Genomic DNA, 23,028 nt, shown 5'->3' on the forward strand with positions numbered 1-23,028 from the left:
CGGGCGCGCCGTCCGGCCTTGGCCCGCCGTCGGCCCCACCCTGTGGCGCATGGCACGTTGCGAGGTCTGCGGAAACGATTACGGCATGTCCTTCGAGGTGCACGCGCAGGGCGCGGTGCACGTCTTCGACTGCTTCTCCTGCGCCATCCACCGCATGGCGCCCATCTGCGAGCACTGCCGGGTCCAGATCATCGGCCAGGGGGTCGAGGTCCAGGGCAACTGGTACTGCGGCGCGCACTGCGCCCGGGCGGAAGGGAAGGCGGGCATCGTCGACAAGGTATGACGAAACGATCCTCTGGTCGTTGTCCAACGATTCTCCGGCCACCGTCCCGGTGACCGGAACCCCCGTGCGATCGCCCCACGGCCCCGGATGTACGGTCGTGGGGTGTACCGCTTCCTGTTGTCCCGGCAGTGGGTGATCCTCACCCTCCTCGCCCTCGTCCTCATCCCCGTGATGATCGAGCTGGGCTTCTGGCAGTTCCACCGGCACCAGCACCGGGTCGCCCAGAACGCGCTGATCGCGGACAACCTGCGGGCGGAGCCCGTCCCGGTCGAGCGGCTGACCTCCCCGGGGCACACCGTCCCGCGCGCCGACTACTGGCGCCGGGTGACCGCCACCGGCACCTTCGACACCGCCCACGAGGTCGTCGTGCGCCGGCGCACCTCGGCCGACGACCGGGTGGGCGTGCACGTCCTGACCCCGCTGGTCCTGAAGGACGGCAAGGTGGTCATGGTCAACCGCGGCTGGGTGCCCGCCGCCGACGACCAGCACTCCTTCCCGAAGGTGCCGCCCGCCCCCCGCGGCGAGGTCACCGTGACCGGACGGCTCAAGGCCGACGAGACGACCGGGGCCAGCGGCATCAAGGACCTCAAGGGCCTGCCGGACCGTCAGGTCATGCTGATCAACAGCGCGCAGCAGTCCGCGCTGCTCGGGCGTACGGTGCTCGGCGGATACGTCGAGCAGACCGCGCCCGAGCCCTCCGGGAACTCCCCCGAGCTGATCCCCGAGCCCGACCACGACTCGATCGGCGCACACATGGCGTACGCCGTCCAGTGGTGGCTCTTCTCGGCCGGCGTGCCGGTCGGCTGGTTCATCCTGGTGCGGCGCGAGAAGCGCGACCGGGAGGCGGCGGCCGAGGGCACCGATGTGACGGACGGTACACCCGAGCCCGCCGGGGCCACCGCCTGAACTGATTGACCGTCGCCGCTTCCGGGAACAGCCCAAAGCGTGACGCAACGTATCGACGACTACGCCCTCATCGGCGATCTCCAGACCGCCGCGCTCGTCGGCCGCGACGGGTCGGTCGACTGGCTGTGTCTGCCCCGCTTCGACTCGGCCGCCTGCTTCGCCGCACTCCTCGGCGACGAGGACAACGGACACTGGCGGATCGCCCCCAAGGGGGCGACCACCTGCACCAGCCGCCGTTACGCCGAGGACACCCTGGTCCTGGAGACCCGCTGGGAGACCCGTACGGGCACCGTCGAGGTCGTCGACTTCATGCCGCAGCGGGACAAGGCCCCCGACGTCGTGCGGATCGTACGGGGCGTCAGCGGGAGGGTGGAGATGAGCGCGGTGCTGCGGCTGCGCTTCGACTACGGCTCGGTCGTGCCGTGGGTGCGGCGGGCCGACGGGCACCGGGTCGCGGTCGCCGGGCCCGACTCGGTCTGGCTGCGCAGCGAGCCGCCGGTGAAGACCTGGGGGCAGCAGTTCGCGACCTGCTCCTCGTTCACGGTCGGCGCGGGCGAGGAGGTCGCCTTCGTCCTCACCTGGCACCCCTCCCACGAGCCGCGCCCCGACCTCGTCGACCCCTTCGAGGCGCTGGAGCACGCGCTCGCGGACTGGCGGGAGTGGGCGGCCCGCTGCACGTACCGGGGGCCCTACCGGGACACGGTGGTGCGCTCCCTGATCACCCTGAAGGCGCTGACGTACGCCCCCACCGGCGGCATCGTCGCCGCCCCCACCACCTCGCTGCCCGAGGAGCTCGGCGGGGTGCGCAACTGGGACTACCGGGCCTGCTGGCTGCGCGACTCCTCCCTCACGCTCGGCGCGCTGCTCTCCGCCGGGTACGTCGAGGAGGCGGCGGCCTGGCGGGACTGGCTGCTGCGGGCGGTGGCCGGCGACCCGGCCGACCTGCAGATCATGTACGGGCCGGCCGGCGAGCGCCGACTGCCCGAGACGGTCCTGCCCTGGCTGCGCGGCTACGCCGAATCGGCGCCGGTGCGGACCGGGAACGCGGCCGTGGAGCAGTTCCAGCTCGACGTGTACGGGGAGGTGATGGACTCGCTCAGTCGCGCCCGGGACGCCGGGATCCCTCCCGAGCGGCACGCCTGGAACCTCCAGCTGAGCCTGCTCGGCTTCCTGGAGTCGACCTGGCGGGAGCCGGACGAGGGTCTCTGGGAGGTGCGCGGGCCGCGCCGCCACTTCGTGCACTCCAAGGTGATGGCCTGGGTGGCGGCCGACCGTGCGGTGCGCACCCTGGAGGAAGATCCCTCGCTGCCGGGGGACCCGGCGCGCTGGCGGGCGCTGCGGGACGAGATCCACGCGGAGGTGTGCGCCAAGGGGTACGACCCGGAGCGCAACACCTTCACCCAGGCGTACGGCTCGCGCGAGCTGGACGCGGCGACGCTGCTGATCCCCCAGGTCGGCTTCCTGCCACCGGACGATCCGCGGGTCACGGGCACGATCGACGCGGTACGGGCGGAGCTCGGCCAGGGCGGCTTCCTGCGCCGCTACTCGACGGAGGGCGTCTCGGTGGACGGGCTGCCGGGGCAGGAGGGCACCTTCCTGGTGTGCTCGTTCTGGCTCGCGGACGCACTGCGGCTGACCGGGCGCACCGAGGAGGCGCGCGCGCTGTTCGAGCGGCTCGTCGGGCTGTGCAGCGACGTGGGTCTGCTCGCGGAGGAGTACGACCCGGTGACGGGGCGGCAGCTGGGGAACTTCCCGCAGGCCTTCAGCCACATCGGCCTGGTGGGCACGGCCCTCGCGCTGGCCGCGGAGGACGCGGCAGGATAGGTCCATGGATCTTGGACTAAAGGACCGTGTGTACGTGGTGACCGGCGCGACCCGTGGGCTCGGGCGCGCCTCGGCCGAGGCGCTGCTCGGGGAGGGCGCGAAGGTGCTGCTGACCGGGCGCGAGGAGGCCTCGGTCGCCGAGGCCGCGGCCGAGCTCGGGCCGGGCGCGGCGGGCGTCGCCGCCGACAACGCCGACCCGGCGACCCCGGAGCGCCTGTTCGCACAGGCGCGGGCCCGCTTCGGCGGCCTGGACGGCGTGCTGATCAGCGTCGGCGGGCCGGCGCCCGGCTTCGGCACGGACAACACGGACGAGCAGTGGGCGGCCGCGTTCGACACGGTCTTCCTCGGCGCGGTGCGGCTCGCCCGCGCGGCGGCGGAGACCCTGCCCGAGGGCGGCGTCATCGGCTTCGTGCTGTCCGGCTCGGTCCACGAGCCGATCCCGGGCCTGACGATCTCCAACGGCCTGCGCCCGGGTCTGGCCGGCTTCGCCAAGTCCCTCGCCAACGACCTGGGTCCGCGCGGCATCCGGGTGGTCGGCCTGCTGCCGAGCCGCATCGACACCGACCGCGTGCGCTCCCTCGACGCCCTCTCGGGCGACGCGGACGCGGCCCGGGCGGCGAACGAGGCCCGGATCCCGCTGCGCCGCTACGGCACCCCGGAGGAGTTCGGCCGCACGGCCGCCTTCCTGCTCTCGCCGGCCGCGTCCTACCTCACGGGCGTGATGCTCCCGGTGGACGGCGGGGCGCGGGCCGGCTTCTAGGGCGGACGGTCCCGCCCCTGCGGGACCGGGGGTCTCCCCGGCTCAGGTCACCCTGCGGGCGCGGTGTTTGACGGCGCGCAGGCGGGCCTCGGTGGGGAGGGCGGGGAGGCCAGCCGAGGTGCGGGCGTTGGCCAGGGCCTGGGTGGCGAGGGTCGTCAGGGCGTCGGACGGGGCCGCGTAGGGCTCAAGGAGGAGCGCGACGCGGGTACGGGGGGCCGTTCGGCGGCCGGTCAGCGAGACCCGGGCACGGGACACGCCCTCCTGGGCCGCCGCGTCCGCCTCCAGGACCGCCTCCAGGGCCCGGCCGCGCAGCACCGCCTCCTCGCCGTCGCCGCTGTCGACGAGCACCTCGGCGAGCCGGGCCCGCCGGAACTGGGCGATCAGCCACCACAGGGCGAGCAGCACGACGAGCCCCAGGACGGCGATGACCACCGGCCACCACCAGCCCTCGGCCCGCCAGTGCTGCCGCTCGGACCGGCTGAGCAGCACGTCGTCGGGGCCCGACCAGGGCCACCAGGACGGCACGGACAGATCGAGGCCGGCCGCGAGCACGGCGCCGCCGCCGGCCACGAGCACGAGGCCCACGAGGCCGAGCACGATCCGGTTGACGCGCCGGAGGACCACGGTCACGCCGTCACCCCTTCCTGGGCGGCCTGGCCACCCGTACCGTCAGGGCCGGCGGCCGGGCGAGACCGAGCTCGTCGATGCCGGCGGAGAGGGCGCTCTCCAGGTCGGAGCGGACCTCGTCGAGTCCACGGAAGTGCGAGACGGCCCGTACGGCCACCTTGGCCCGGCCCATCCCGACCCGTACGGACTGCACGCCCGACACCTCCATGGCCCGGTCGCGCAGGGCGAGCGCGGCGGCCTCGCGGTCGAGTCCGGCGCGCAGGTCGGGGTGCTCCCCGCGCATCGGCAGGATGCCGCGCAGGCCCGGGGTGAGCGCGAGCAGCAGCAGCCACACGCCGAGCAGCACCGCCACGCCCGCGCCCGCGAGGACCCAGGCGTTGTCGAGGGGGCGGGTGGCGAGGTCGTCGGCGAGGGAGCGGCGCCAGGCCATGGCGCTGTGCTCCGCGCGGACGGCCGCCACGTCGTACAGGAGCAGCCCGGCGCCGCCGAGCAGCACCGCGGCGAGGACGGCGGCGGGGATCCGGCGCACCGCCCAGAAGCGGCGCCCGGCCGGCTGCGGCTGCGGGGCGGCGCCCGGATCGGGGCCGCCGGGGTCCCGGTCCGGTTCCCCGAGGACGGGCACGGAGCCGGGCTTGCCTCCCGGCGCGGGTCCTGTGGTCATCGCAGGCGCTCCCGGGCCTTCTCGTGCGCGGTGTGCGCGGAATGCAGCTTCTCGACGTGGACGGCGACCTCGTGGACCTCCAGGCCGGCCAGTTGCTCCACCCGGTTCCTGACCCGGCCGCGGACGGCGCCGCACTGGCGGCCGACGTCGGAGGGGTAAGGGAGTTCGAGGCTCACCGAGACCCGGGCGCTCTCCCGGTGGACGACCACCGACGCGTGCGGCTTGGAGCCGCCCTTGGGGATCACGTCCAGCGCCTCACGGGCCGCCTGCGCGGCGATCTTCGCGACGACGCGGTCGGCGATCGTCGTCGCGCCGCGCGCGGCCGCCCCCACCCGGTCCCGGGCCGGCTCCGCTGCCACCCCGGGTCACCTCCGCCGGTCGCCGCGCTCGCGGCCCCGGAAGAAGTCGCCGGCCTCCAGGTCCCCGTCGAGGAAGCGCCCGGCGACGAAGCCGATCGCTCCCAACGCGGCGACCAGGAGGAACGCCCCGAAGCCACCGAAGTACCCGGCGAAGCCGAGCCCCATTCCGGCCAACAGGCCGACCACCGCCATGCTCATGCTGAGCCCTTTCCGCCGTTGTGCCGTCGGCTACTGAAGCCGCGACTCCTGCTCCTCGTCCTCTTCGTCCGGGAGCTTGACGTCGCTGACCGCGATGTTGACCTCGACGACCTCGAGGCCGGTCATGCGCTCCACGGCGGCGATGACGTTCTCCCGTACCGCGCCGGCGACATCGGCGATGGAGACGCCGTAGTCGACGACGATCTCCAGGTCGAGTGCGGTCTGCACCTCGCCGACCTCGGCCTTGACGCCCCGGGTGACGCCGCTCTTGCTGCCGCCACCGCCGGGTACGCGGTCCCGGACGGCGCCGAGGGTGCGGGAGAGACCGCTGCCCATGGCGTGGACGCCGTCGACATCACGGGCGGCGAGGCCGGCGATCTTCTCGACGACCCCGTCGGCGATCGTGGTGCGTCCCCGCGAGGCGGGGTCGCCGCCACCGCGCTTGACCACCGGGTTCTGCGCGTCCGAATGCGTGCTGTCAGCCATCACCATCCGTCCTTCCCAAGAGCGTTCTGTCTTGTTTGCCCACACTAAGGGCGCTTGCCCGGTCTTGCGCCAGGAATGCGGCAGGCTGGGGGAATGACGACGGTGCAGATGGGACGTGCGATGGAACGACTGCTGCCGCTCGGGGCGCCGGCCGACGGGGCGTGGGTGGCGGAGCCGGCGGTACGGGAGGCGCTCGCCGAGGCGGCGCGGACGGTACGGGGCACGGTGCCCGCCCGGCCGAGGTTCGGGCTCGTCTCGGCGGCGGCCGAGGCACCCTTCCCGGTGCCGCCGGGCGGCCTTCCGCCCGGGGAGCTGGGGATCACCCTGGAGTTCGCGGCGTTCGCCGGCGGCCCGGCGACCGCCGGGCGGCCGCTGCCGGAGCTCGCCGGACGGCTGCGGACGGCGCTGCTCGGCGCGGCGGAGAGCGTGTTCGGCCTGGTGGTGGCGCGGGTGGACCTGCGGGTGACGGAGCTGCTCGACACTCCGCCCGATCCGGTGAGCCCCACTCCCCCGCCCGGGCGAACCTCGCCGCCCGCGCCCGAGGACCCGGCGGCCCTCGCCGCGCTCGCGGTGCCGGGGGTGGCCGCCCTCACGGACGTCTTCGGCGCGCCGCTGCGGCGTGCCGACGGGCACCTGCGCGTCGAGCTGGCGGTGACCGCGGGCCGTCGCGCCCTGGACGTGGCGCGCGCGGCCCGCACGGCCGTGACCGCCGCCGCCCCGGAGGCGACGACGGTCACGGTGGTGGTGTCGGAGTTGCGCTAGGCCTGCGGCCCAGCCCGACCGGGGGCGCCTCGGGCGTCCCGGTCGCCTCAGTCGCCGAGGCCCGCGAGGTCGCGCAGGCGGCGGGCCTGGGCGGCGCGCTCGGCCGTGCGCTGCTCCTCGTAGGAGCGGCCGGAGGCGCCCTGGAGCAGCGCCTTGGTCTCGATGACGGCGGAGCGGGGCGCGGCGAGCAGCGCGGCGCTCAGGTCCCGTACCGCCGCGTCGAGTTCGGCGGCGGGCACGGCGATGTTGGCCAGGCCTGTGCGCTCGGCCTCCTCGGCGTGGACGAAGCGGCCGGTGGCGCAGATCTCCAGCGCGCGGGCGTAGCCCACGAGGGAGACGAGGGGGTGCGTACCGGTGAGGTCCGGGACCAGGCCCAGGCTGGTCTCGCGCATGGCGAACTGCACGTCGTCGGCGACGACCCGCAGGTCGCAGGCGAGCGCGAGCTGGAAGCCCGCGCCGATGGCGTGCCCCTGGACGGCCGCGATCGACACGATGTCGCTGCGGCGCCACCAGGTGAACGCCTCCTGGTACTCGGCGATGACCGCGTCGAGGTCCTCGTCGGACCCGCGCGCCATTTCCAGGAAGGACGGCTCTCCGTCGAAGCCCTCGGGCGTGAACGCCTGCCGGTCGAGGCCCGCGGAGAAGGACTTGCCCTCACCGCGCAGGACCACGATCCGCACGCTGCCCGGCAGTGACCTGCCGGCCTCCGTCAACGCCCGCCACAGAGCGGGAGACTGGGCGTTGCGCTTCGCCGGGTTGGTCAGGGTCACCGTGGCAACGGCGTCCTCGACGGTGAGCCGTACACCGTCCTTGTCGAATACGAGCTCAGAGTCGTCGAGCGTAGTCATGGGGGCGCCTCCGGTTCCGGTGCAGCACGTCAGCAGATGCCAAGTGACTGCACAGTAACCACCCGGTCGACCGCATGGTCGACCGGGTGCCCACCGGGAGACCCGGTGGACCGGTCGAGCCGTCCCGATGTCAGGCCGAGGCCGCCTTCTTGCCCCGTGTCGCTCCGCCGCGTCCCCGCAGCGTGACTCCGGACTCACTGAGCATCCGGTGGACGAATCCGTAGGAGCGGCCGGTTTCCTCGGCCAGCGCCCGGATGCTCGCACCGGAGTCGTACTTCTTCTTCAGGTCTGCCGCGAGCTTGTCGCGCGCGGCGCCGGTCACCCGGCTGCCCTTCTTCAGAGTCTCGGCCACCCGTGCCTCCTCATGGGAAGTGCGCTCTGGACTTCTCATGATCACCCCTCCCCGGCGTCCTGGCCACCCATTCGACAAGGTCTGTGCCAGGAGCTTGGGCCGAGTGGAAGGCGACGACACGAACGGAATTGATTGTTCCGGCGGATCGGGAAGTCGCCCGGGAGCCGCCGCGGCGGGGAACTGCCAGGTCAGCGGCACGAAGGGGAGACGAGCGCGGCGCGGGCCCTGACGGAAGGATTCCGCAGGGCCCGCGCCGGGGGGTACGAGACGCTCTCACTCAGATGAAGGATCACCCATGAGCCGAATGATCCAGCCCGGCATGATCACTTCGCGGCCGGGGCCGGGCCGGACGGGTACGCGCCGGTCACGCCAGGGCGACCAGGTCCGCGTAGTCCGGGCCCCACAGGTCCTCGACGCCGTCCGGCAGCAGGATGATCCGCTCCGGGTCGAGCGCCTCGACCGCGCCCTCGTCGTGGGTGACGAGCACGACCGCGCCCTTGTAGGTGCGCAGCGCGCCGAGGATCTCCTCGCGGCTGGCCGGGTCGAGGTTGTTGGTGGGCTCGTCGAGGAGCAGCACGTTCGCCGAGGAGACGACCAGGGTCGCGAGGGCGAGCCGGGTCTTCTCACCGCCGGAGAGCACCCCGGCCGGCTTGTCGACGTCGTCGCCGGAGAACAGGAAGGAGCCGAGCACCTTGCGCACCTCGACCAGGTCGAGGTCGGGGGAGGCGGAGCGCATGTTCTCCAGGACGGTGCGCTCGGGGTCGAGGGTCTCGTGCTCCTGCGCGTAGTAGCCGAGCTTGAGGCCGTGGCCCGGGGTGACCTCGCCGGTGTCGGGCTTCTCGACCCCGCCGAGGAGGCGGAGCAGGGTCGTCTTGCCCGCGCCGTTGAGGCCGAGGATGACGACGCGGGAGCCCTTGTCGATGGCCAGGTCCACATCGGTGAAGATTTCGAGTGAGCCGTACGACTTGGACAGGCCCTCCGCGGTGAGCGGGGTCTTGCCGCAGGGCGCGGGGTCCGGGAAGCGCAGCTTGGCGACCTTGTCGGAGACCCGGACCGCCTCGAGCCCGGACAGCAGCCGCTCGGCGCGCTTGGCCATGTTCTGCGCGGCGACGGTCTTGGTGGCCTTGGCGCGCATCTTGTCGGCCTGCGAGTTCAGCGCGGCGGCCTTCTTCTCGGCGTTCTGCCGCTCGCGCTTGCGGCGCTTCTCGTCGGCCTCGCGCTGCTGCTGGTAGAGCTTCCAGCCCATGTTGTAGACGTCGATCGTGGAGCGGTTGGCGTCCAGGTAGAAGACCTTGTTGACGACGGTCTCGACCAGGTCGACATCGTGGGAGATCACGATGAAGCCGCCGCGGTAGGTCTTCAGGTAGTCCCGCAGCCACCCGATGGAGTCGGCGTCGAGGTGGTTGGTGGGCTCGTCGAGGAGCAGGGTGTCGGCGTCCGAGAAGAGGATCCGGGCCAGCTCGATCCGGCGCCGCTGACCACCGGAGAGGGTGTGCAGCGGCTGGCCGAGCACCCGGTCGGGCAGGCCGAGGGCGGCGGCGATGGTGGAGGCCTCCGCCTCGGCCGCGTAGCCGCCCTTGGTCAGGAACTCGGTCTCCTGGCGCTCGTACTGCCGCATCGCCTTGTCGCGGGTGGCGCCGGAGCCGTTGGCGATGCGCTCCTCGTTCTGGCGCATCTTGCGGATCAGGGTGTCGAGGCCACGGGCCGAGAGGATGCGGTCGCGGGCCAGCACGTCGAGGTCGCCGGTGCGCGGGTCCTGCGGGAGGTAGCCGACCTCGCCGGAGCGGCTGATGGTGCCGGCGGCCGGCTGGCCCTCGCCCGCGAGGCACTTGGTGAGGGTGGTCTTGCCCGCCCCGTTGCGCCCGACCAGGCCGATGCGGTCGCCCTTGGCGACGCGGAAGGACGCGGACTCGATGAGGACACGGGCGCCGGCGCGCAGCTCGATGCCGGAAGCGGTGATCACGGACAGACTCCAGGGCGGTGGGAAACGGCGGAAGGACGACTGGGGAGGGCTTCGACGCCGCTAATGCACGGGGAGAATGGCCATACGGCCAGTCTAACGGGCCCCTGCAACTGATTTTCGGCCAGGCGACATACCTCACATGCCGCATAAAAGGGGTGCCCTGCGACGGATACGCCGATACTCGGCTGAGACGCGGAGGGCGGTGGCCATGCAGTTCGACGACGATGCCGATCTGGACACCTCGGAGGTCAAGGACGTCCGGGGCAGCCGGGTCCCCGGCGGAAAGGCCACCGTCGGCGGCGGGATCATCGGCCTCATCGCGCTGGTCCTGGGCGTGCTCTTCGGGGTGGGGCCCGAGCAGCTGGGGCTGTCCTCGGGGAGCGACGAGCCGGCCGCGACCTCCTCGTCCGCGGCCCAGGTGAGCCGGACCTGCCGGACGGGCGCGGACGCCAACGCCCGCGAGGACTGCCGGATCGTGGCGGTCGTCAACAGCGTGCAGGACTTCTGGCGGGCCGAGTACGCCCGGCGCGGCGGGCGGTACACGGACGCGAAGACCGTGGTGTTCGCCCAGCGGGTGCCCACCGCCTGCGGCACGGCCACCTCGGCCGTCGGCCCCTTCTACTGCCCCGGCGACCAGCAGGTCTATCTGGACCTCGGCTTCTTCGACGAGCTGCGCACCAAGTTCGGCTCGACCGGCGGGCCCTTCGCCCAGGCGTACGTGGTGGCGCACGAGTACGGCCACCACGTGCAGAACCGGATGGGCACGCTGGCCAAGTCCCAGGACGGCCGGACGGGGGCGAACTCCAACGCCGTCAGGGTGGAGCTCCAGGCCGACTGCTACGCGGGCGTGTGGGCCCGGCACGCCACGACCACCCCCGACGAGAAGACCGGCCGCCCGTTGCTCACCCGGCTGACCGAGGACGACATCCGCGACGGCCTGGACGCGGCCGCGGCGGTGGGCGACGACCGGATCCAGGAGCGCTTCCAGGGCCGGGTCACCCCGGAGAGCTGGACGCACGGATCGGCGGCGCAGCGGCAGCAGTGGTTCTCCACCGGCTACAGCACCGGCGACATGGCCCGCTGCAACACCTTCCGGTGACGCGCCCGGTGGGGCCTCGGCTTCCGGCGATGTGTCAGCGGCGGCTGCCAGACTGAGATCCAGGTCACACTGACCACGGGAGAGGGAGTGATCGGGATGGCCGAGGCACCCGACATCTGTCCGACGCTGCGCTACGAGGACGCGAAGGCGGCGATCACGCTGCTGACCGAGGCGTTCGGCTTCACCGCGACCGCGGTGTACGAGGGCGAGGACGGGCGCGTGATGCACGCCGAGCTGTCCCACGGCAACGGGATGGTGATGCTGGGCAGCGCGGGCACGGGCGGCGCGTTCGACAAGCTGATGGCCGGCGGCGGCCCGGTGGGCGTCTACGTGCGCGTGGACGACGTGGACGAGCACCACGCCCGGGCCGCGGCGCACGGCGCCGAGATCGTGATGCCGCCGACCGACCAGGAGTACGGCTCCCGGGACTACATGGCCCGGGACGCCGAGGGCAACGTCTGGAGCTTCGGGACGTACGCCCCCGGCGCAGCGGCGGCCGACTAGGTCCGGGCCGCTCAGGCTCCGCCCGTGTGGACCTGGAAGGCGGCCCTGCGGACCGCCTTGGCCAGGGCCGGGTCGGGGTGCGCCGCGGCGAGCGCGACGAGGACCTGCACGGTGCGCGGATGGCCCACGGCCCTGACCTCGTCGAGCAGCGCGGGGACGGTGCCCTGCACGGCCGAGTCCAGATGGCGCACGAGCAGGGCGCTCTCGCCGTGGTCGGCGACGGCGGCCGCGGTGTCCACCCAGAGCCAGGTCGCCTCCTCCCGGGTGAGCACCTCGGGGGCGTCGTCGGGGTCGGCGCCCTCGTACTCGGCGAGCCACAGCAGCGCGTACGGACGCAGCGAGGGCTCGGCGAGGGCGGCGCGGACCTCGGCCTCGGCCGGGGCGCCGACCACCCGCAGGGCCTCGAAGGCGAGGCCGCGCAGCAGGGCGTCCTCGCCGCGGGCGACGGCGAGGAGCTCGCCGACGGCGCTGGAGAGGGTGCGGGCGGCGAGCCAGGCGCGGTATTCGTCGCGGGCCGGCCCCGGGGTGAGGCGGGCGCAGCCGCGCAGCATGTCCTCGGCGGACTGCTCGATGTTGCCCGCGGGGCTCTGGGCGGCGACGCAGATCTGCTCCAGCTTGACCCAGACCGCCCAGTTCCCCAGCGGGGTCAGGGTGGCCTGGCCGCCGCCCAGGGTGAGGGCGCCGACGGCCGCCAGGCCCTCCAGGGCCCAGTCGAGCAGCGCGGGCAGGCCCTCGGCGACGGGGGCGGTCTCGACGGGGGTGCCGGGGGCCGGGACCTCGCAGCGCTCCTCGCGGAGCTCCTCGACGCGCTGCGCGAGCAGGTCGAGCAGGGTCGGCACCGGGACGGGTCCGGCGGAGAGCTGGAGCAGCGAGAGGACCTGCGGGACGGCCTCGACGACCTCGGCGACGGCGCCGGGGGCGACGCCCTCGGGCGCCGGGTGGACCAGCGACCAGGCGTCGAAGAGGGCGACCCAGCCGCGCAGCACGGCGGAGTCGTCGCGGTCCCAGGCGTGCAGCCGCCAGCCGGGGCGGGCGGTGTCGCCGTGCAGCTCGACCAGGCCGGCGAGCCGGGCGCGGTCCCAGCCGGCCCGGACCTGCGCGGGTGTCAGGTCCAGCGCGGCGGCGGCCCGTTCCCCTTCGGGGGGCGCGGTCTCGGCGTGCCGGTCGACGGCCGCCCAGCGGGCGATGCGTACGGCGTCGGCCAGTACGGCCCTCGCCTGGCCGGCCAGTTCCGCCCGGGGCGGTGTCCCCTCGGGCGGCCGCGGCGCCGGGCGGGTGCGCCGGGTCGTCACGGCCCGCCGTGCGGTGGCGAGGGCCCGCGGACGGACGAGTCGGAGTCTGGAGTTGCGCGCCAATGGTTCATCGGGCTTTCGAGACGTCACGGGGGCAGTCTTCCCGCTGACGGCCCGAAAGCCCAATCGGAATCCGCAACGCCGCTGCATTGGGCCCGGTTTCGGGAGCGGGGCCCGCTGTCCGGAGCGGCCCGCCCGGCGCCGGCCCGGCGGGAAGCCGCTAGACGAGCGGGGTCAGGAAGCGGCGCAGGGCCTCTTCGTAGCGCAGCGGGTCCGCGTTCCACATGGCCGCGTGGGGGGCGTTGCCGACCGTGGTGAGCGTGACCAGGTCGGGGCGGAGGGCGGCGAGCCGCTGCGAGCGGTCCCAGGGCGCGATGGTGTCGTCGGGGCCGTGGAAGACCAGGGTGGGCACCCGCAGCGCGCCCGGGTCGGCGACCTCTTGGAGGCGGTCCTCGTGCCGGCCGGTCCTGCCCTCGGCGGCGCGGACCGCGAGCGGGATCAGGGGGCCGGGGATGCCGCGGGCGGCGGCGAGGTTGCGCAGGGTGGCGTCCCAGTCGAGGACCGGGGAGTCGAGGACCAGGCCGCGGATGCGGTCCCGTACCCCGGAGCCCGCCGCGGCGTGCAGGGCCATCGCGGCGCCGGCGCCCCAGCCGTGCAGGACGACGTGTTCGGCGCCGCGGCGGACGGCGTAGCGGATGGCGGCGTCGACGTCGCGCCACTCGGAGTCGCCGAGGTGGGCCAGGCCGTCGGGGGCGGGGGGCGCGCCCTCGTCGCCGCGGTAGGCGGGGACGAGGACGGGGACCTGCCGGCGCTGGAGGAAGGGGACCAGGTTGAGGGCGTGCTCGCGGGTGGCGCCGAAGCCGTGCAGGGCGATCACCCAGGTGGAGTGGGCGCCGGGGACGAGCCAGGCGGGGAGGGTGCCGAGCTCGCCGGGGATCTCGACGTCCTCGTGGGGCAGCCCGAGGGCGGTCTCGGGGGTGCCGCAGTGCAGCTGGGGGGTGAAGCGGACCCGGGCGCCGGTGCTCAGGGTGCCGAGCTCGACCCGTTCGAGCCGGCGCACCACGGTGTCGGCGGTGTGCGGGACCCGGTCGAGGACGGGTCCGACGACGGCGTGCAGCCCGTCGGCCTCGATGCCGTACGTGCCGGGGCGCAGCGAGGCGAGGCTGCGGGTGAGGGTGATCCGGCCCGGGCCGGTGGCGTGCACGGTGAGTCTGGGATCGCCCGGCAGGGGGCGTCCGGACGGCACCCCGAGGGCGGCGTCGCTGGCGTACCGGCCGGCCGCCACCGCGGCCGCGCCGACACCGATCACTGTGGTGACGGCTACCGCCGCCGCTGTAGCCGGGCGCACGCTCCCAGTGTCGGCAGTGGGCGCGGAGGCTGCCACCGGGCGGCGCCCCGGACGAGTGACATGGGTCTCGCCGGGCGGGTCCTCCGTGCGGTGGAGGGGGCCCGCAGGTGTCCGGGGGGGCGGAACGAGAGCAGAGTGACGGATGGGGCTCAAGTCGTATCCGTCCTGGTACGGACCGGCTTACCCCGGGTCGCACCGTGACCGCATCGTGGACGGGCGGCCCGTCCGGGCCGTAAGCGGAATGCCCGGACCCCGGATGGGGACACCGCACAGCCCGGCCCAGTTCACCTTCCGTTCACCCAGGTTGCGTACGTTCGACGAGCCACTGACGTCAAACGATTGCCTGGGTAAATGGAACACATCACGCTGCTGCTCGCCATTGTGGTCGTGACAGCTCTCGTGTTCGATTTCACGAACGGTTTCCACGACACCGCCAACGCGATGGCGACGACCATCTCGACCGGTGCTCTCAAGCCCAAGACGGCGGTGGCCATGTCCGCCGTGCTGAACCTCGTCGGCGCGTTCCTGTCCGTGGAGGTCGCCAAGACGATCTCCGGCGGGATCATCAACGAAGAGGGCATTCGTACAGAAGTGATCTTCGCGGCGCTCGTCGGCGCCATCCTGTGGAACCTGCTGACCTGGCTGCTCGGTCTGCCGTCCAGCTCCTCCCACGCCCTGTTCGGCGGCCTCATCGGCGCCGCCGTGATGTCGGCCGGCTGGGACGCGGTCAACGGCCCCACCATCGTCACCAAGGTCCTGATCCCCGCGGTCGCCGCCCCGATCGTCGCCGGCCTCGCCGCGATGGCGGCGACCCGGCTGACGTACCGCCTCGGCGCGAAGACCGAGACCAAGGCCACCGCCAAGGGCTACCGGGCCGGCCAGATCGCCTCCGCCGGTCTCGTCTCGCTCGCCCACGGCACCAACGACGCCCAGAAGACGATGGGCATCATCACCCTCGCCCTGGTCACCAGCGGCGTCCTGGCCCCCGGCTCCAACCCGCCCCTGTGGGTCATCGTCGCGGCCGGCCTGGCCATCGCGCTCGGCACCTACCTCGGCGGCTGGCGCATCATCCGCACCATGGGCAAGGGCCTGACCGACCTCCAGCCGCAGCAGGGCTTCGCCGCCCAGACCAGCGCCGCCACGGTCATCCTGGCCTCCTCGCACCTCGGCTTCTCGCTCTCCACCACCCAGTCCTGCTCGGGTGCCGTGATGGGCGCGGGCCTCGGCCGCAAGGGCGGTGTCGTCCGCTGGTCGACCGCCACCCGGATGTTCGTCGCCTGGGGTCTGACCCTGCCGGCCGCCGCCGTGGTGGGCGCCGCCGCCGAGTTCCTCACCAAGCAGGGCACCTGGGGCATCGCCGCCGTCGCGGTCCTGCTGATCGCCGGCTCCGGCGTCATCTGGGCGCTGTCCCGCCGCAAGCCGGTCACCCACGACAACGTCACCGCCGACGACCTGGAGGCCGAGCCCGCGGGCGTCGTGACCACCGCCATCGCGGCCGTCACCCCGCCGCCGGCCGGCTCCGTCGCCGCCGTCACGGACGAGGACCTGAAGACCACCATCCCCGCGCCGGGCCCCACGGACCCGGCCGCTCCCCCGGCCCCCGCCGCCGCGGTCTAAGGAACTGGAACCAAGCATGAAGATCGACTGGGCAGCCCTCGGCTCCGTCTTCGGAGTCAGCCTCGTGGCGACCGTCGCCCTGGTGGGCCTCTTCACCCTCGGCGTCATCGGCCTCGCCAAGCAGGAGCAGGCCTCGGCCAACGGCGGCTCCGCCGCCCTGGCCCGCACCGGCGCCTACGCCTGCTTCGCCCTGTGCGCGGCGGCCGTGGCCTACGGCATCTACCTGATCGTCATCTGACCGATCGCGCGCCATGACCGGGCGGTCCGCACCACGGGTGCGGGCCGCCCGGTCGGCGTGTTTGTGGCGCTTCGCACAGTGACCCGGCGCAGGTCAAGGGTGAGTTGACGGCTGTTCGCGCAGCGTGGTGGACTGCCGGGGCCAATACGGCGGCAAGAAGAGGAAGTCCGGTGCGATTCCGGCGCGGTCCCGCCACTGTGACCGGCCCCCTGGGGCCGGGAGTCAGGAACTCTCGCCGCCGGTCACGTCGATCCAGGGCGCGGACCCTGAGTGAGGACATAGCGCCATGCCCGGCCGCGGCCTCAGTTCTTCCGGTGCCACCGGCACCTTCGCCTACGGAGCGGCCGCCGGCCTCGCCGTCGACCTACTCGTGGGCGATCCCCGCCGCGGCCATCCCGTCGCCGCGTTCGGCCGGGCGGCCGGCGCCGTCGAGGCCCGCCTGCTGCGCGACCACCGCGGCTGGGGCGCCCTGCACACCGCCGTCTGCGCCGGGTCCACCGTGGCGCTCGGCGCCCTGGCCGCCCGCACCGTGCGCGGCAGCCGCACCGCCGCCGTCGCCCTGACCGCCGCCTCCGTGTGGGCCGTGGTCGGCGGGACGACCCTGGGCCGCGAGGCCCGCGCGATCGGCGGGGCGCTCGCCGCCGGGGACCTGGAGGTGGCCCGGGAGCGCCTGCCGCACCTGTGCGGCCGCGACCCGCACTCCCTGGACGGGCCCGCGATGGCCCGCGCGGTCGTCGAGTCGGTCGCCGAGAACACCTCCGACGCCGTGGTCGGCGCCCTGTTCTGGGGCGCGGTCGCGGGCGTGCCGGGCCTGGTCGGCTTCCGCGCGGTCAACACCCTGGACGCGATGGTCGGCCACAAGTCGCCGAAGTACCGCCGCTTCGGCTGGGCCTCGGCCCGGCTCGACGACCTCGCCGGCTGGCCCGGCGCCCGGCTGACCGCGGCGCTCGCCACCGTCGCCGGGGGGAATCCGCGCGGGGCGGTACGGGCCTGGCGCGCGGACGCGGCGAAGCACCCCAGCCCCAACGCGGGCCCGGTGGAGGCCGCCTTCGCGGGCGCGCTCGGCGTACGGCTCGGCGGGACGCTGGCGTACGGCGGCCGGGTCGAGCACCGGCCGGTGCTCAACGGGGAGGGGCGACCCGTCGAGGTCGCGGACATCGACCGGGCGGTACGCCTGTCCCGCCGGGTGACCGGACTGACCCTGGCCGCCTGTGTGGGCGGCCGGATGATCGCGAGCGCGCTGAAGCGGAGGAACGCATGAGGGGTGGGGGGCTGCTGGTCGCCGGGACCACGTCCGACGCGGGAAAGAGCGTCGTCACGGCCGGCATCTGCCGCTGGCTGGTCCGCAAGGGGATCAAGGTCGCGCCGTTCAAGGGCCAGAACATGTCCCTGAACTCCTTCGTGACCCGGGAGGGCGCCGAGATCGGCCGGGCCCAGGCCATGCAGGCGCAGGCCGCCCGGGTCGAGCCGACCGCGCTGATGAACCCGGTGCTGCTCAAGCCGGGCGGCGACCGCTCCAGCCAGGTCGTGCTCATGGGCAAGCCCGTGGGCGAGATGAGCGCGCGCGGCTACCACGGGGGACGGCAGCGGACGCTGTTCGAGCCGGTGATGGCGTGCCTGGAGGAGCTGCGGGGCACGTATGACGCCGTGATCTGCGAGGGGGCGGGCAGTCCGGCCGAGATCAACCTGCGGCGCACGGACATCGTGAACATGGGGATAGCGCGGGCCGCGAAGCTGCCCGTCGTGGTCGTCGGCGACATCGACAGGGGCGGGGTCTTCGCGCAGTTCTTCGGGACGACGGCGCTGCTCGCGCCCGAGGACCAGGAGCTGGTCGCCGGATACCTGGTGAACAAGTTCCGTGGCGACGTGACCCTCCTGGAGCCCGGGCTCGACATGCTCCACGGGCTCACCGGGCGCCGGACCTTCGGCGTCCTGCCGTACGCGCACGGCCTCGGCATCGACGAGGAGGACGGCCTGCGGGTCTCGCTGCGGGGCACCGTCCGCGAGTCGGTCGTGGCGCCGCCGGTGGGCGAGGACGTGCTGCGGGTCGCCGTCTGCGCCGTCCCCCTGATGTCCAACTTCACCGACGTGGACGCACTGGCCGCCGAGCCGGGCGTCGTCGTCCGCTTCGTCGACCGGCCCGAGGAGCTCGTCGACGCGGACCTGGTCGTCGTGCCCGGCACCCGAGGCACGGTCAAGGCCCTGGCCTGGCTGCGGGAGCGCGGTCTCGCCGACGCCCTCGCCCGCCGCGCGGCCGAGGGACGGCCGGTGCTCGGCATCTGCGGCGGCTTCCAGGCGCTGGGCGAGCGGATCGAGGACGAGGTCGAGTCGAAGGCCGGGGTGGTCGACGGTCTCGGACTGCTGCCCGTCAGGATCCGCTTCGGCGTCGAGAAGACCCTGGCCCGTCCCGTCGGCGAGGCGCTCGGCGAACGCGTCGAGGGCTACGAGATCCACCACGGCGTCGCCACCGTCGACGGGGGCGAGCCCTTCCTCGACGGCTGCCGGGTCGGCGCCGTCTGGGGCACCCACTGGCACGGCTCCCTGGAGAGCGACGGCTTCCGCCGGGCCTTCCTGCGGGAGGTCGCCACGGCGGCCGGCCGTCGCTTCGTCCCGGCCCCGGACACCGCGTTCGGCGCGCTGCGCGAGGAGCAGCTGGACCGGCTGGGCGACCTGATCGAGGAGCACGCGGACACGGACGCCCTGCTGCGGCTGATCGAGCAGGGCGCTCCGGCGGGGCTGCCGTTCGTGCCGCCGGGGGCGCCGTGACCGCCCCGCCCGCACCGCCCGCCCCGATCCCCGTACGACTCGAAGGAGCGACCACCCGATGAGCACCCGCTTCCCGTTCACCGCCGTCGTCGGCATGGACGACCTGCGGCTCGCGCTGCTCCTGAACGCGATCAGCCCGTCCGTGGGCGGCGTCCTCGTGCGCGGCGAGAAGGGTACGGCCAAGTCGACCGCCGTACGCGCCCTCGCCGAGCTGCTGCCGTCGGTGGCCGTCGTCGCCGGCTGCCGGTTCAGCTGCGACCCGGCCTCGCCCGACCCGGGCTGCCCGGACGGGCCGCACGGCGAGGGCGCGCAGGACGCGCGGCCCGCGCGGATGGTCGAGCTGCCCGTCGGCGCCTCCGAGGACCGGCTCGTCGGCTCGCTCGACATCGAGAAGGCGCTCGCCGAGGGCGTGAAGGCCTTCGAGCCGGGGCTGCTCGCGCAGGCGCACCGGGGCATCCTCTACGTCGACGAGGTCAATCTCCTTTCGGACCACCTCATCGACCACCTTCTGGACGCCGCCGCCATGGGCGCCTCCCACGTCGAGCGCGAGGGCGTCTCCGTACGCCACGCGGCCCGCTTCCTGCTGGTCGGCACGATGAACCCCGAGGAGGGCGAGCTGCGGCCGCAGCTGCTCGACCGGTTCGGGCTCACCGTGGAGGTCGCGGCCTCCCGGGTGCCCGAGGAGCGGGTCGAAGTGGTGCGGCGCCGGCTCGCGTTCGAGGACGACCCGGCCGCGTTCGCCGCCCGGTGGGCCGGTGAGGAGACCGCGCTGCGGGAACGGATCGTCACCGCACGGGAGTTGCTGCCGAAGGTGGTACTCGGGGACGCGGTGCTGCTGCAGATCGCGGCGACCTGCGCCGCGTTCGAGGTGGACGGCATGCGCGCCGACATCGTCATGGCCCGGACGGCGACCGCGCTCGCCGCGTGGGCAGGGCGGACGGAGGTCACGTCCGAGGATGTGCGCCAGGCCGCGCTGCTGGCACTCCCCCACCGACGGCGACGCGCCCCCTTCGACGCCCCCGGCCTCGACGAGGACAAGCTCGACGAGACCCTGGAGCAGTTCAGGGGCGAGGACGAGCCGGACGACGACCCCGAGCCCGACGGTCCGGGTGACGGTGGTCCCGGCGGGGGCGGCGGTGTGCCGCCTCAGGGCGACGCGCCCGCGCCCGAGAGCGACGGTGCCGCGCCCGAGGAGTCCCCCGCGCCCGCGCCCCAGAACGGCTCCGGCCAGGGCTCCGGCTCCGGCTCCGGCTCCGGCTCCGGCTCCGGCTCCGGCTCCGGCTCCGGTGAGCGTGCCGCCGTCCAGGCGGGCGAGCCGTTCCGTACGAAGGTGCTGAGCGTGCCCGGTCTCGGCGAGGGCGCCGCCGGGCGCCGCTCGCGGGCCCGGACCGAGCACGGCCGGACCACCGGCGCCACCCGTCCCAAGGGCACGCTGACCAAGCTGCACCTGGCGGCGACCGTGCAGGCCGCCGCCCCGCACCAGAAGGCCCGCGGGCGCAGCGGCCCCGGCCTGGTGGTGCGCAGGGACGACCTGCGGCAGGCCACCCGCGAGGGCCGGGAGGGGAACCTGGTGCTGTTCGCCGTGGACGCCTCCGGTTCGATGGCGGCCCGGCAGCGGATGAGCGCGGTGAAGGGCGCGGTGCTCTCGCTGCTGCTCGACGCCTACCAGCGGCGCGACAAGGTCGGTCTGATCACCTTCCGCGGCCGGGACGCGGAGCTCGCGCTGCCGCCGACCTCCTCGGTGGACGCGGCCGCCGCCCGGCTCGAACAGCTCCCGACGGGCGGCCGCACGCCGCTGTCGGCCGGGCTGCTCAGGGCGCACGACGTGCTGCGCGTCGAACGCCTCAGGGACCCGTCGCGCCGCCCGCTCCTCGTGGTCGTCACCGACGGCCGCGCGACCGGCGCGGGCCCCGATCCGGTGGCGCTGGCCGCCCGCGCCGCGCGGCTGCACGCGGCCGACGGCACGGCGAGCGTCGTCGTGGACTGCGAGACCGGGCCGGTGCGGCTGGGGCTCGCCGGGAACCTCGCGCGTGAACTCGGCGGCACCGCCGTCACCCTGGACGAGCTGCGCGCCGACTCGATCGCCGGGCTCGTCAGGGACGTACAAGTCAACCGCTCTGCTAGGAGGGCCGCCTGATGCCGCAGGGACAGCCGACCGTCGTTCCGGACGACGGTCTCACCACCCGTCAGCGCCGCAACCGCGCGCTGGTGATGGTGCACACGGGTGTGGGCAAGGGGAAGTCGACCGCCGCGTTCGGCATGGCGCTGCGCGCCTGGAACCAGGGCTGGCCGATCGGGGTGTTCCAGTTCGTGAAGTCCGCCAAGTGGCGGGTCGGCGAGGAGAACGCCCTCAAGGCGCTCGGCGAGACCGGCAAGGGCGGCACGGTCACCTGGAACAAGATGGGCGAGGGCTGGTCCTGGATCCAGCGCGAGGTCGCCGAGGGCGAGCAGTCGCACGAGGACAAGGCCCGCGAGGGCTGGGAGCAGGTCAAGCGGGACCTCGCCGAGGAGAAGTACACGTTCTACGTCCTCGACGAGTTCGCGTACCTGCTGCACTGGGGCTGGATCGACGTCAAGGAGGTCGTCGAGGTGCTGCGGGACCGTCCCGGCCGGCAGCACGTCGTGATCACCGGCCGCAACGCGCCGCAGGAGCTCCTGGACTTCGCCGACCTCGTCACCGACATGTCCAAGGTCAAGCACCCGATGGACGCCGGCCAGAAGGGCCAGCGGGGCATCGAGTGGTAGCACGTCTCGTCATCGCCGCCCCGTCCTCGGGCGCGGGCAAGACCACGGTCGCGACCGGTCTGATGGCCGCGTTCGCGGGCCGTGGCCTCGCGGTCTCCCCGCACAAGGTCGGCCCCGACTACATCGACCCGGGCTACCACGCGCTCGCCACCGGCCGCCCCGGCCGCAACCTCGACGCCTACATGTGCGGTACGGAGCTGATCGCGCCGCTCTTCGCGCACGGCGCGCGGGGCTGTGACCTGGCGGTCGTCGAGGGCGTCATGGGCCTGTACGACGGGGCCGCCGGCCAGGGCGAGCTCGCTTCCACCGCGCAGGTGGCGAAGCTGCTGCGGGCGCCGGTGGTGCTGGTCGTGGACGCCTCCTCGCAGTCCCGGTCGGTGGCCGCGCTGGTGCACGGCTTCGCGTCCTGGGACCCGGAGGTGCGGCTGGGCGGGGTGATCCTGAACAAGGTCGCGACGGACCGGCACGAGGCGCTGCTGCGGGAGGCTCTGGAGGAGTCCGGGGTGCCGGTGCTGGGCGTGCTGCGGCGGGCTCCCGCGGTGGCGACCCCGTCGCGGCACCTGGGGCTCGTGCCGGTCGCCGAGCGGCAGGCCCAGGCCGTCGAGGCGGTGGCCGCGCAGGCGGAGCAGGTGCGGGCGGGGTGCGATCTGGACGCGCTCCTCGCGCTCGCGAGGTCGGCGCCGGAGCTGAACGGCGAAACGTGGGACGCCGCCGCCACGTTGCGGGCGGGCGCTGCTCGGGGTGGGCACCGCCCGGCCACCGGGCCGCAGACGGCGGACGGGCACGGCCGGCGGCCGGTCGTCGCCGTCGCCGGTGGGGCCGCGTTCACGTTCTCGTACGCCGAGCACGCGGAGCTGCTGTCCGCGGCCGGCGCCGAGGTCGTCACCTTCGACCCGCTGCGGGACGAGGTCCTCCCGGAAGGGACGAGCGGCCTCGTCATCGGCGGTGGCTTTCCCGAGGTGTACGGCGAGCAGCTGTCCGCCAACGAGCCGCTGCGCAAGGCCGTGGCGGAGCTCGCCGCGTCGGGTGCGCCGGTCGCGGCCGAGTGCGCCGGGCTGCTGTATCTCGCGCGGTCGCTCGACGGGCGCCCGATGTGCGGGGTGCTGGACGCCGACGCGCGGATGTCGGAGCGGCTGACGCTGGGGTACCGGGACGCGGTGGCCGTGAGCGACAGTGTGCTCGCGGCGGCCGGGACGCGGATGCGGGGGCACGAGTTCCACCGCACGGTGATCGAGCCGGGGGCCGGGGAGTCGGCCGCCTGGGGGCTGCGGCAGCCGGAGCGCCGGGTCGAGGGCTTCGTGCGGGGCGGGGTGCACGCGAGCTATGTGCACACGCACTGGGCGGGCGCCCCGGGGGCCGCCGCGCGTTTCGTGGAGCAGTGCGGGTGAGT

The 23,028-nt window shown here is 74.3% G+C and carries 24 protein-coding genes and 1 riboswitch; of the genes, 14 read left to right on the top strand and 10 right to left on the bottom strand.

Features of this window, described 5'->3' with window-relative positions; all coding sequences use genetic code 11:
* Window positions 1-49: 49 nt before the first annotated feature.
* The 4 genes from ACH414_RS21960 to ACH414_RS21975 all read left to right on the top strand — a co-directional run bounded on the left by ACH414_RS21960 (window position 50) and on the right by ACH414_RS21975 (window position 3,773).
* Window positions 50-283 carry a hypothetical protein gene (locus ACH414_RS21960; RefSeq protein WP_123954493.1) on the top strand — a complete coding sequence of 78 codons (234 nt, stop codon included), beginning with the start codon at window positions 50-52 and terminating at the stop codon, window positions 281-283.
* A gap of 102 nt (window positions 284-385) precedes the next feature.
* On the top strand, window positions 386-1,189 hold the full coding sequence (locus ACH414_RS21965) for an SURF1 family protein (protein WP_382539705.1): 804 nt from the start codon (window positions 386-388) through the stop codon (window positions 1,187-1,189).
* Between the two features lie 39 nt (window positions 1,190-1,228).
* A complete protein-coding gene (locus tag ACH414_RS21970) occupies window positions 1,229-3,013 on the top strand; it encodes a glycoside hydrolase family 15 protein (RefSeq protein WP_382539708.1) in 1,785 nt (594 codons plus the stop codon).
* A gap of 4 nt (window positions 3,014-3,017) precedes the next feature.
* Window positions 3,018-3,773, top strand: coding sequence for an SDR family oxidoreductase (locus tag ACH414_RS21975; protein ID WP_382539711.1), 756 nt, complete (start codon window positions 3,018-3,020; stop codon window positions 3,771-3,773).
* Between the two features lie 42 nt (window positions 3,774-3,815).
* Here ACH414_RS21975 and amaP read toward each other — a convergent pair whose 3' ends face one another.
* Genes amaP through ACH414_RS22000 form a run of 5 tightly spaced genes read right to left on the bottom strand, consistent with a single transcriptional unit; the run spans window position 3,816 to window position 6,110 of the window.
* Window positions 3,816-4,403 carry an alkaline shock response membrane anchor protein AmaP gene (gene amaP, locus ACH414_RS21980; RefSeq protein ID WP_382539714.1) on the bottom strand — a complete coding sequence of 196 codons (588 nt, stop codon included), beginning with the start codon at window positions 4,401-4,403 and terminating at the stop codon, window positions 3,816-3,818.
* 4 nt (window positions 4,404-4,407) lie between these two features.
* Window positions 4,408-5,061, bottom strand: coding sequence for a DUF6286 domain-containing protein (locus tag ACH414_RS21985; RefSeq protein ID WP_382539717.1), 654 nt, complete (start codon window positions 5,059-5,061; stop codon window positions 4,408-4,410).
* On the bottom strand, window positions 5,058-5,420 hold the full coding sequence (locus tag ACH414_RS21990) for an Asp23/Gls24 family envelope stress response protein (protein ID WP_382539720.1): 363 nt from the start codon (window positions 5,418-5,420) through the stop codon (window positions 5,058-5,060). Before ACH414_RS21990 ends, ACH414_RS21985 begins: the two co-directional genes overlap by 4 nt.
* 6 nt (window positions 5,421-5,426) lie before the next feature.
* Window positions 5,427-5,618 (bottom strand): hypothetical protein, encoded by a 192-nt coding sequence (locus ACH414_RS21995; RefSeq protein ID WP_382539722.1) that lies wholly within the window; start codon window positions 5,616-5,618, stop codon window positions 5,427-5,429.
* 30 nt (window positions 5,619-5,648) lie between these two features.
* Window positions 5,649-6,110 carry an Asp23/Gls24 family envelope stress response protein gene (locus ACH414_RS22000; protein WP_382539725.1) on the bottom strand — a complete coding sequence of 154 codons (462 nt, stop codon included), beginning with the start codon at window positions 6,108-6,110 and terminating at the stop codon, window positions 5,649-5,651.
* Between the two features lie 87 nt (window positions 6,111-6,197).
* Between ACH414_RS22000 and ACH414_RS22005 the strand changes: the two genes are divergently transcribed.
* Window positions 6,198-6,866, top strand: coding sequence for a hypothetical protein (locus ACH414_RS22005; RefSeq protein WP_398943023.1), 669 nt, complete (start codon window positions 6,198-6,200; stop codon window positions 6,864-6,866).
* Window positions 6,867-6,913: 47 nt separating this feature from the next.
* Here ACH414_RS22005 and ACH414_RS22010 read toward each other — a convergent pair whose 3' ends face one another.
* From ACH414_RS22010 to ACH414_RS22020, 3 genes are all read right to left on the bottom strand, one after another.
* On the bottom strand, window positions 6,914-7,714 hold the full coding sequence (locus tag ACH414_RS22010; protein WP_382539731.1) for an enoyl-CoA hydratase/isomerase family protein: 801 nt from the start codon (window positions 7,712-7,714) through the stop codon (window positions 6,914-6,916).
* Window positions 7,715-7,844: 130 nt separating this feature from the next.
* Window positions 7,845-8,066, bottom strand: coding sequence for a helix-turn-helix domain-containing protein (locus ACH414_RS22015; RefSeq protein WP_006123601.1), 222 nt, complete (start codon window positions 8,064-8,066; stop codon window positions 7,845-7,847).
* A 364-nt stretch (window positions 8,067-8,430) separates the two neighbouring features.
* Window positions 8,431-10,029, bottom strand: a complete 1,599-nt coding sequence (locus ACH414_RS22020; RefSeq protein ID WP_382539734.1) for an ABC-F family ATP-binding cassette domain-containing protein — start codon at window positions 10,027-10,029, stop codon at window positions 8,431-8,433.
* Between the two features lie 208 nt (window positions 10,030-10,237).
* Here ACH414_RS22020 and ACH414_RS22025 point away from each other — a divergent pair, with 208 nt between their 5' ends.
* The gene (locus ACH414_RS22025; RefSeq protein ID WP_382539737.1) at window positions 10,238-11,128 is read left to right on the top strand and encodes a neutral zinc metallopeptidase; all 891 of its coding nucleotides are present in this window, start codon (window positions 10,238-10,240) and stop codon (window positions 11,126-11,128) included.
* Between the two features lie 96 nt (window positions 11,129-11,224).
* Window positions 11,225-11,632 carry a VOC family protein gene (locus ACH414_RS22030; protein ID WP_382539740.1) on the top strand — a complete coding sequence of 136 codons (408 nt, stop codon included), beginning with the start codon at window positions 11,225-11,227 and terminating at the stop codon, window positions 11,630-11,632.
* Window positions 11,633-11,643: 11 nt separating this feature from the next.
* Here ACH414_RS22030 and ACH414_RS22035 read toward each other — a convergent pair whose 3' ends face one another.
* Entirely contained in the window at window positions 11,644-13,014 is a 1,371-nt protein-coding gene (locus tag ACH414_RS22035) for a hypothetical protein (protein WP_382539743.1), read from the bottom strand.
* A 130-nt stretch (window positions 13,015-13,144) separates the two neighbouring features.
* Window positions 13,145-14,272 (bottom strand): alpha/beta hydrolase, encoded by a 1,128-nt coding sequence (locus tag ACH414_RS22040; RefSeq protein WP_382539746.1) that lies wholly within the window; start codon window positions 14,270-14,272, stop codon window positions 13,145-13,147.
* A gap of 351 nt (window positions 14,273-14,623) precedes the next feature.
* Between ACH414_RS22040 and ACH414_RS22045 the strand changes: the two genes are divergently transcribed.
* The 7 genes from ACH414_RS22045 (at window position 14,624) to ACH414_RS22075 (ending at window position 23,026) form a co-directional block, all read left to right on the top strand.
* Window positions 14,624-15,889, top strand: coding sequence for an anion permease (locus ACH414_RS22045; protein WP_382539749.1), 1,266 nt, complete (start codon window positions 14,624-14,626; stop codon window positions 15,887-15,889).
* A 16-nt stretch (window positions 15,890-15,905) separates the two neighbouring features.
* Window positions 15,906-16,127 (top strand): hypothetical protein, encoded by a 222-nt coding sequence (locus ACH414_RS22050; RefSeq protein ID WP_382539751.1) that lies wholly within the window; start codon window positions 15,906-15,908, stop codon window positions 16,125-16,127.
* Between the two features lie 118 nt (window positions 16,128-16,245).
* Window positions 16,246-16,380: riboswitch (cobalamin riboswitch) on the top strand.
* A gap of 33 nt (window positions 16,381-16,413) precedes the next feature.
* A complete protein-coding gene (locus ACH414_RS22055) occupies window positions 16,414-17,388 on the top strand; it encodes a cobalamin biosynthesis protein (RefSeq protein ID WP_382539753.1) in 975 nt (324 codons plus the stop codon).
* Entirely contained in the window at window positions 17,385-18,893 is a 1,509-nt protein-coding gene (locus ACH414_RS22060; protein WP_382539756.1) for a cobyric acid synthase, read from the top strand. The genes ACH414_RS22055 and ACH414_RS22060 overlap by 4 nt, the downstream gene beginning before the upstream one ends.
* Window positions 18,894-18,951: 58 nt before the next feature.
* A complete protein-coding gene (locus ACH414_RS22065; protein WP_398943028.1) occupies window positions 18,952-21,030 on the top strand; it encodes a putative cobaltochelatase in 2,079 nt (692 codons plus the stop codon).
* Window positions 21,030-21,638, top strand: coding sequence for a cob(I)yrinic acid a,c-diamide adenosyltransferase (cobO, locus tag ACH414_RS22070; protein WP_382539762.1), 609 nt, complete (start codon window positions 21,030-21,032; stop codon window positions 21,636-21,638). Before ACH414_RS22065 ends, cobO begins: the two co-directional genes overlap by 1 nt.
* Complete coding sequence (locus ACH414_RS22075) at window positions 21,632-23,026, top strand: cobyrinate a,c-diamide synthase (protein ID WP_398943031.1); 1,395 nt, start codon at window positions 21,632-21,634, stop codon at window positions 23,024-23,026. Before cobO ends, ACH414_RS22075 begins: the two co-directional genes overlap by 7 nt.
* Window positions 23,027-23,028 lie beyond the last annotated feature (2 nt).

The organism is Streptomyces sp. NPDC020422, from assembly GCF_044386705.1.
Classification (GTDB): domain Bacteria; phylum Actinomycetota; class Actinomycetes; order Streptomycetales; family Streptomycetaceae; genus Streptomyces.

What these genes read in the sequence shown, in the direction of transcription:
- ACH414_RS22005 (WP_398943023.1), top strand. Translation starts at nt 6,198, where the DNA reads ATGACGACGGTGCAGATGGGACGTGCGATGGAACGACTGCTGCCGCTC.
- ACH414_RS22055 (WP_382539753.1), top strand. Translation starts at nt 16,414, where the DNA reads ATGCCCGGCCGCGGCCTCAGTTCTTCCGGTGCCACCGGCACCTTCGCC.
- cobO (WP_382539762.1), top strand. Translation starts at nt 21,030, where the DNA reads ATGCCGCAGGGACAGCCGACCGTCGTTCCGGACGACGGTCTCACCACC.
- ACH414_RS21985 (WP_382539717.1), bottom strand. Translation starts at nt 5,061, where the DNA reads ATGACCACAGGACCCGCGCCGGGAGGCAAGCCCGGCTCCGTGCCCGTC.
- ACH414_RS22060 (WP_382539756.1), top strand. Translation starts at nt 17,385, where the DNA reads ATGAGGGGTGGGGGGCTGCTGGTCGCCGGGACCACGTCCGACGCGGGA.
- ACH414_RS22000 (WP_382539725.1), bottom strand. Translation starts at nt 6,110, where the DNA reads ATGGTGATGGCTGACAGCACGCATTCGGACGCGCAGAACCCGGTGGTC.
- ACH414_RS22050 (WP_382539751.1), top strand. Translation starts at nt 15,906, where the DNA reads ATGAAGATCGACTGGGCAGCCCTCGGCTCCGTCTTCGGAGTCAGCCTC.
- ACH414_RS22030 (WP_382539740.1), top strand. Translation starts at nt 11,225, where the DNA reads ATGGCCGAGGCACCCGACATCTGTCCGACGCTGCGCTACGAGGACGCG.
- ACH414_RS21995 (WP_382539722.1), bottom strand. Translation starts at nt 5,618, where the DNA reads ATGAGCATGGCGGTGGTCGGCCTGTTGGCCGGAATGGGGCTCGGCTTC.
- ACH414_RS22025 (WP_382539737.1), top strand. Translation starts at nt 10,238, where the DNA reads ATGCAGTTCGACGACGATGCCGATCTGGACACCTCGGAGGTCAAGGAC.
- ACH414_RS22045 (WP_382539749.1), top strand. Translation starts at nt 14,624, where the DNA reads ATGGAACACATCACGCTGCTGCTCGCCATTGTGGTCGTGACAGCTCTC.
- ACH414_RS21960 (WP_123954493.1), top strand. Translation starts at nt 50, where the DNA reads ATGGCACGTTGCGAGGTCTGCGGAAACGATTACGGCATGTCCTTCGAG.
- ACH414_RS22010 (WP_382539731.1), bottom strand. Translation starts at nt 7,714, where the DNA reads ATGACTACGCTCGACGACTCTGAGCTCGTATTCGACAAGGACGGTGTA.
- ACH414_RS21975 (WP_382539711.1), top strand. Translation starts at nt 3,018, where the DNA reads ATGGATCTTGGACTAAAGGACCGTGTGTACGTGGTGACCGGCGCGACC.
- ACH414_RS22065 (WP_398943028.1), top strand. Translation starts at nt 18,952, where the DNA reads ATGAGCACCCGCTTCCCGTTCACCGCCGTCGTCGGCATGGACGACCTG.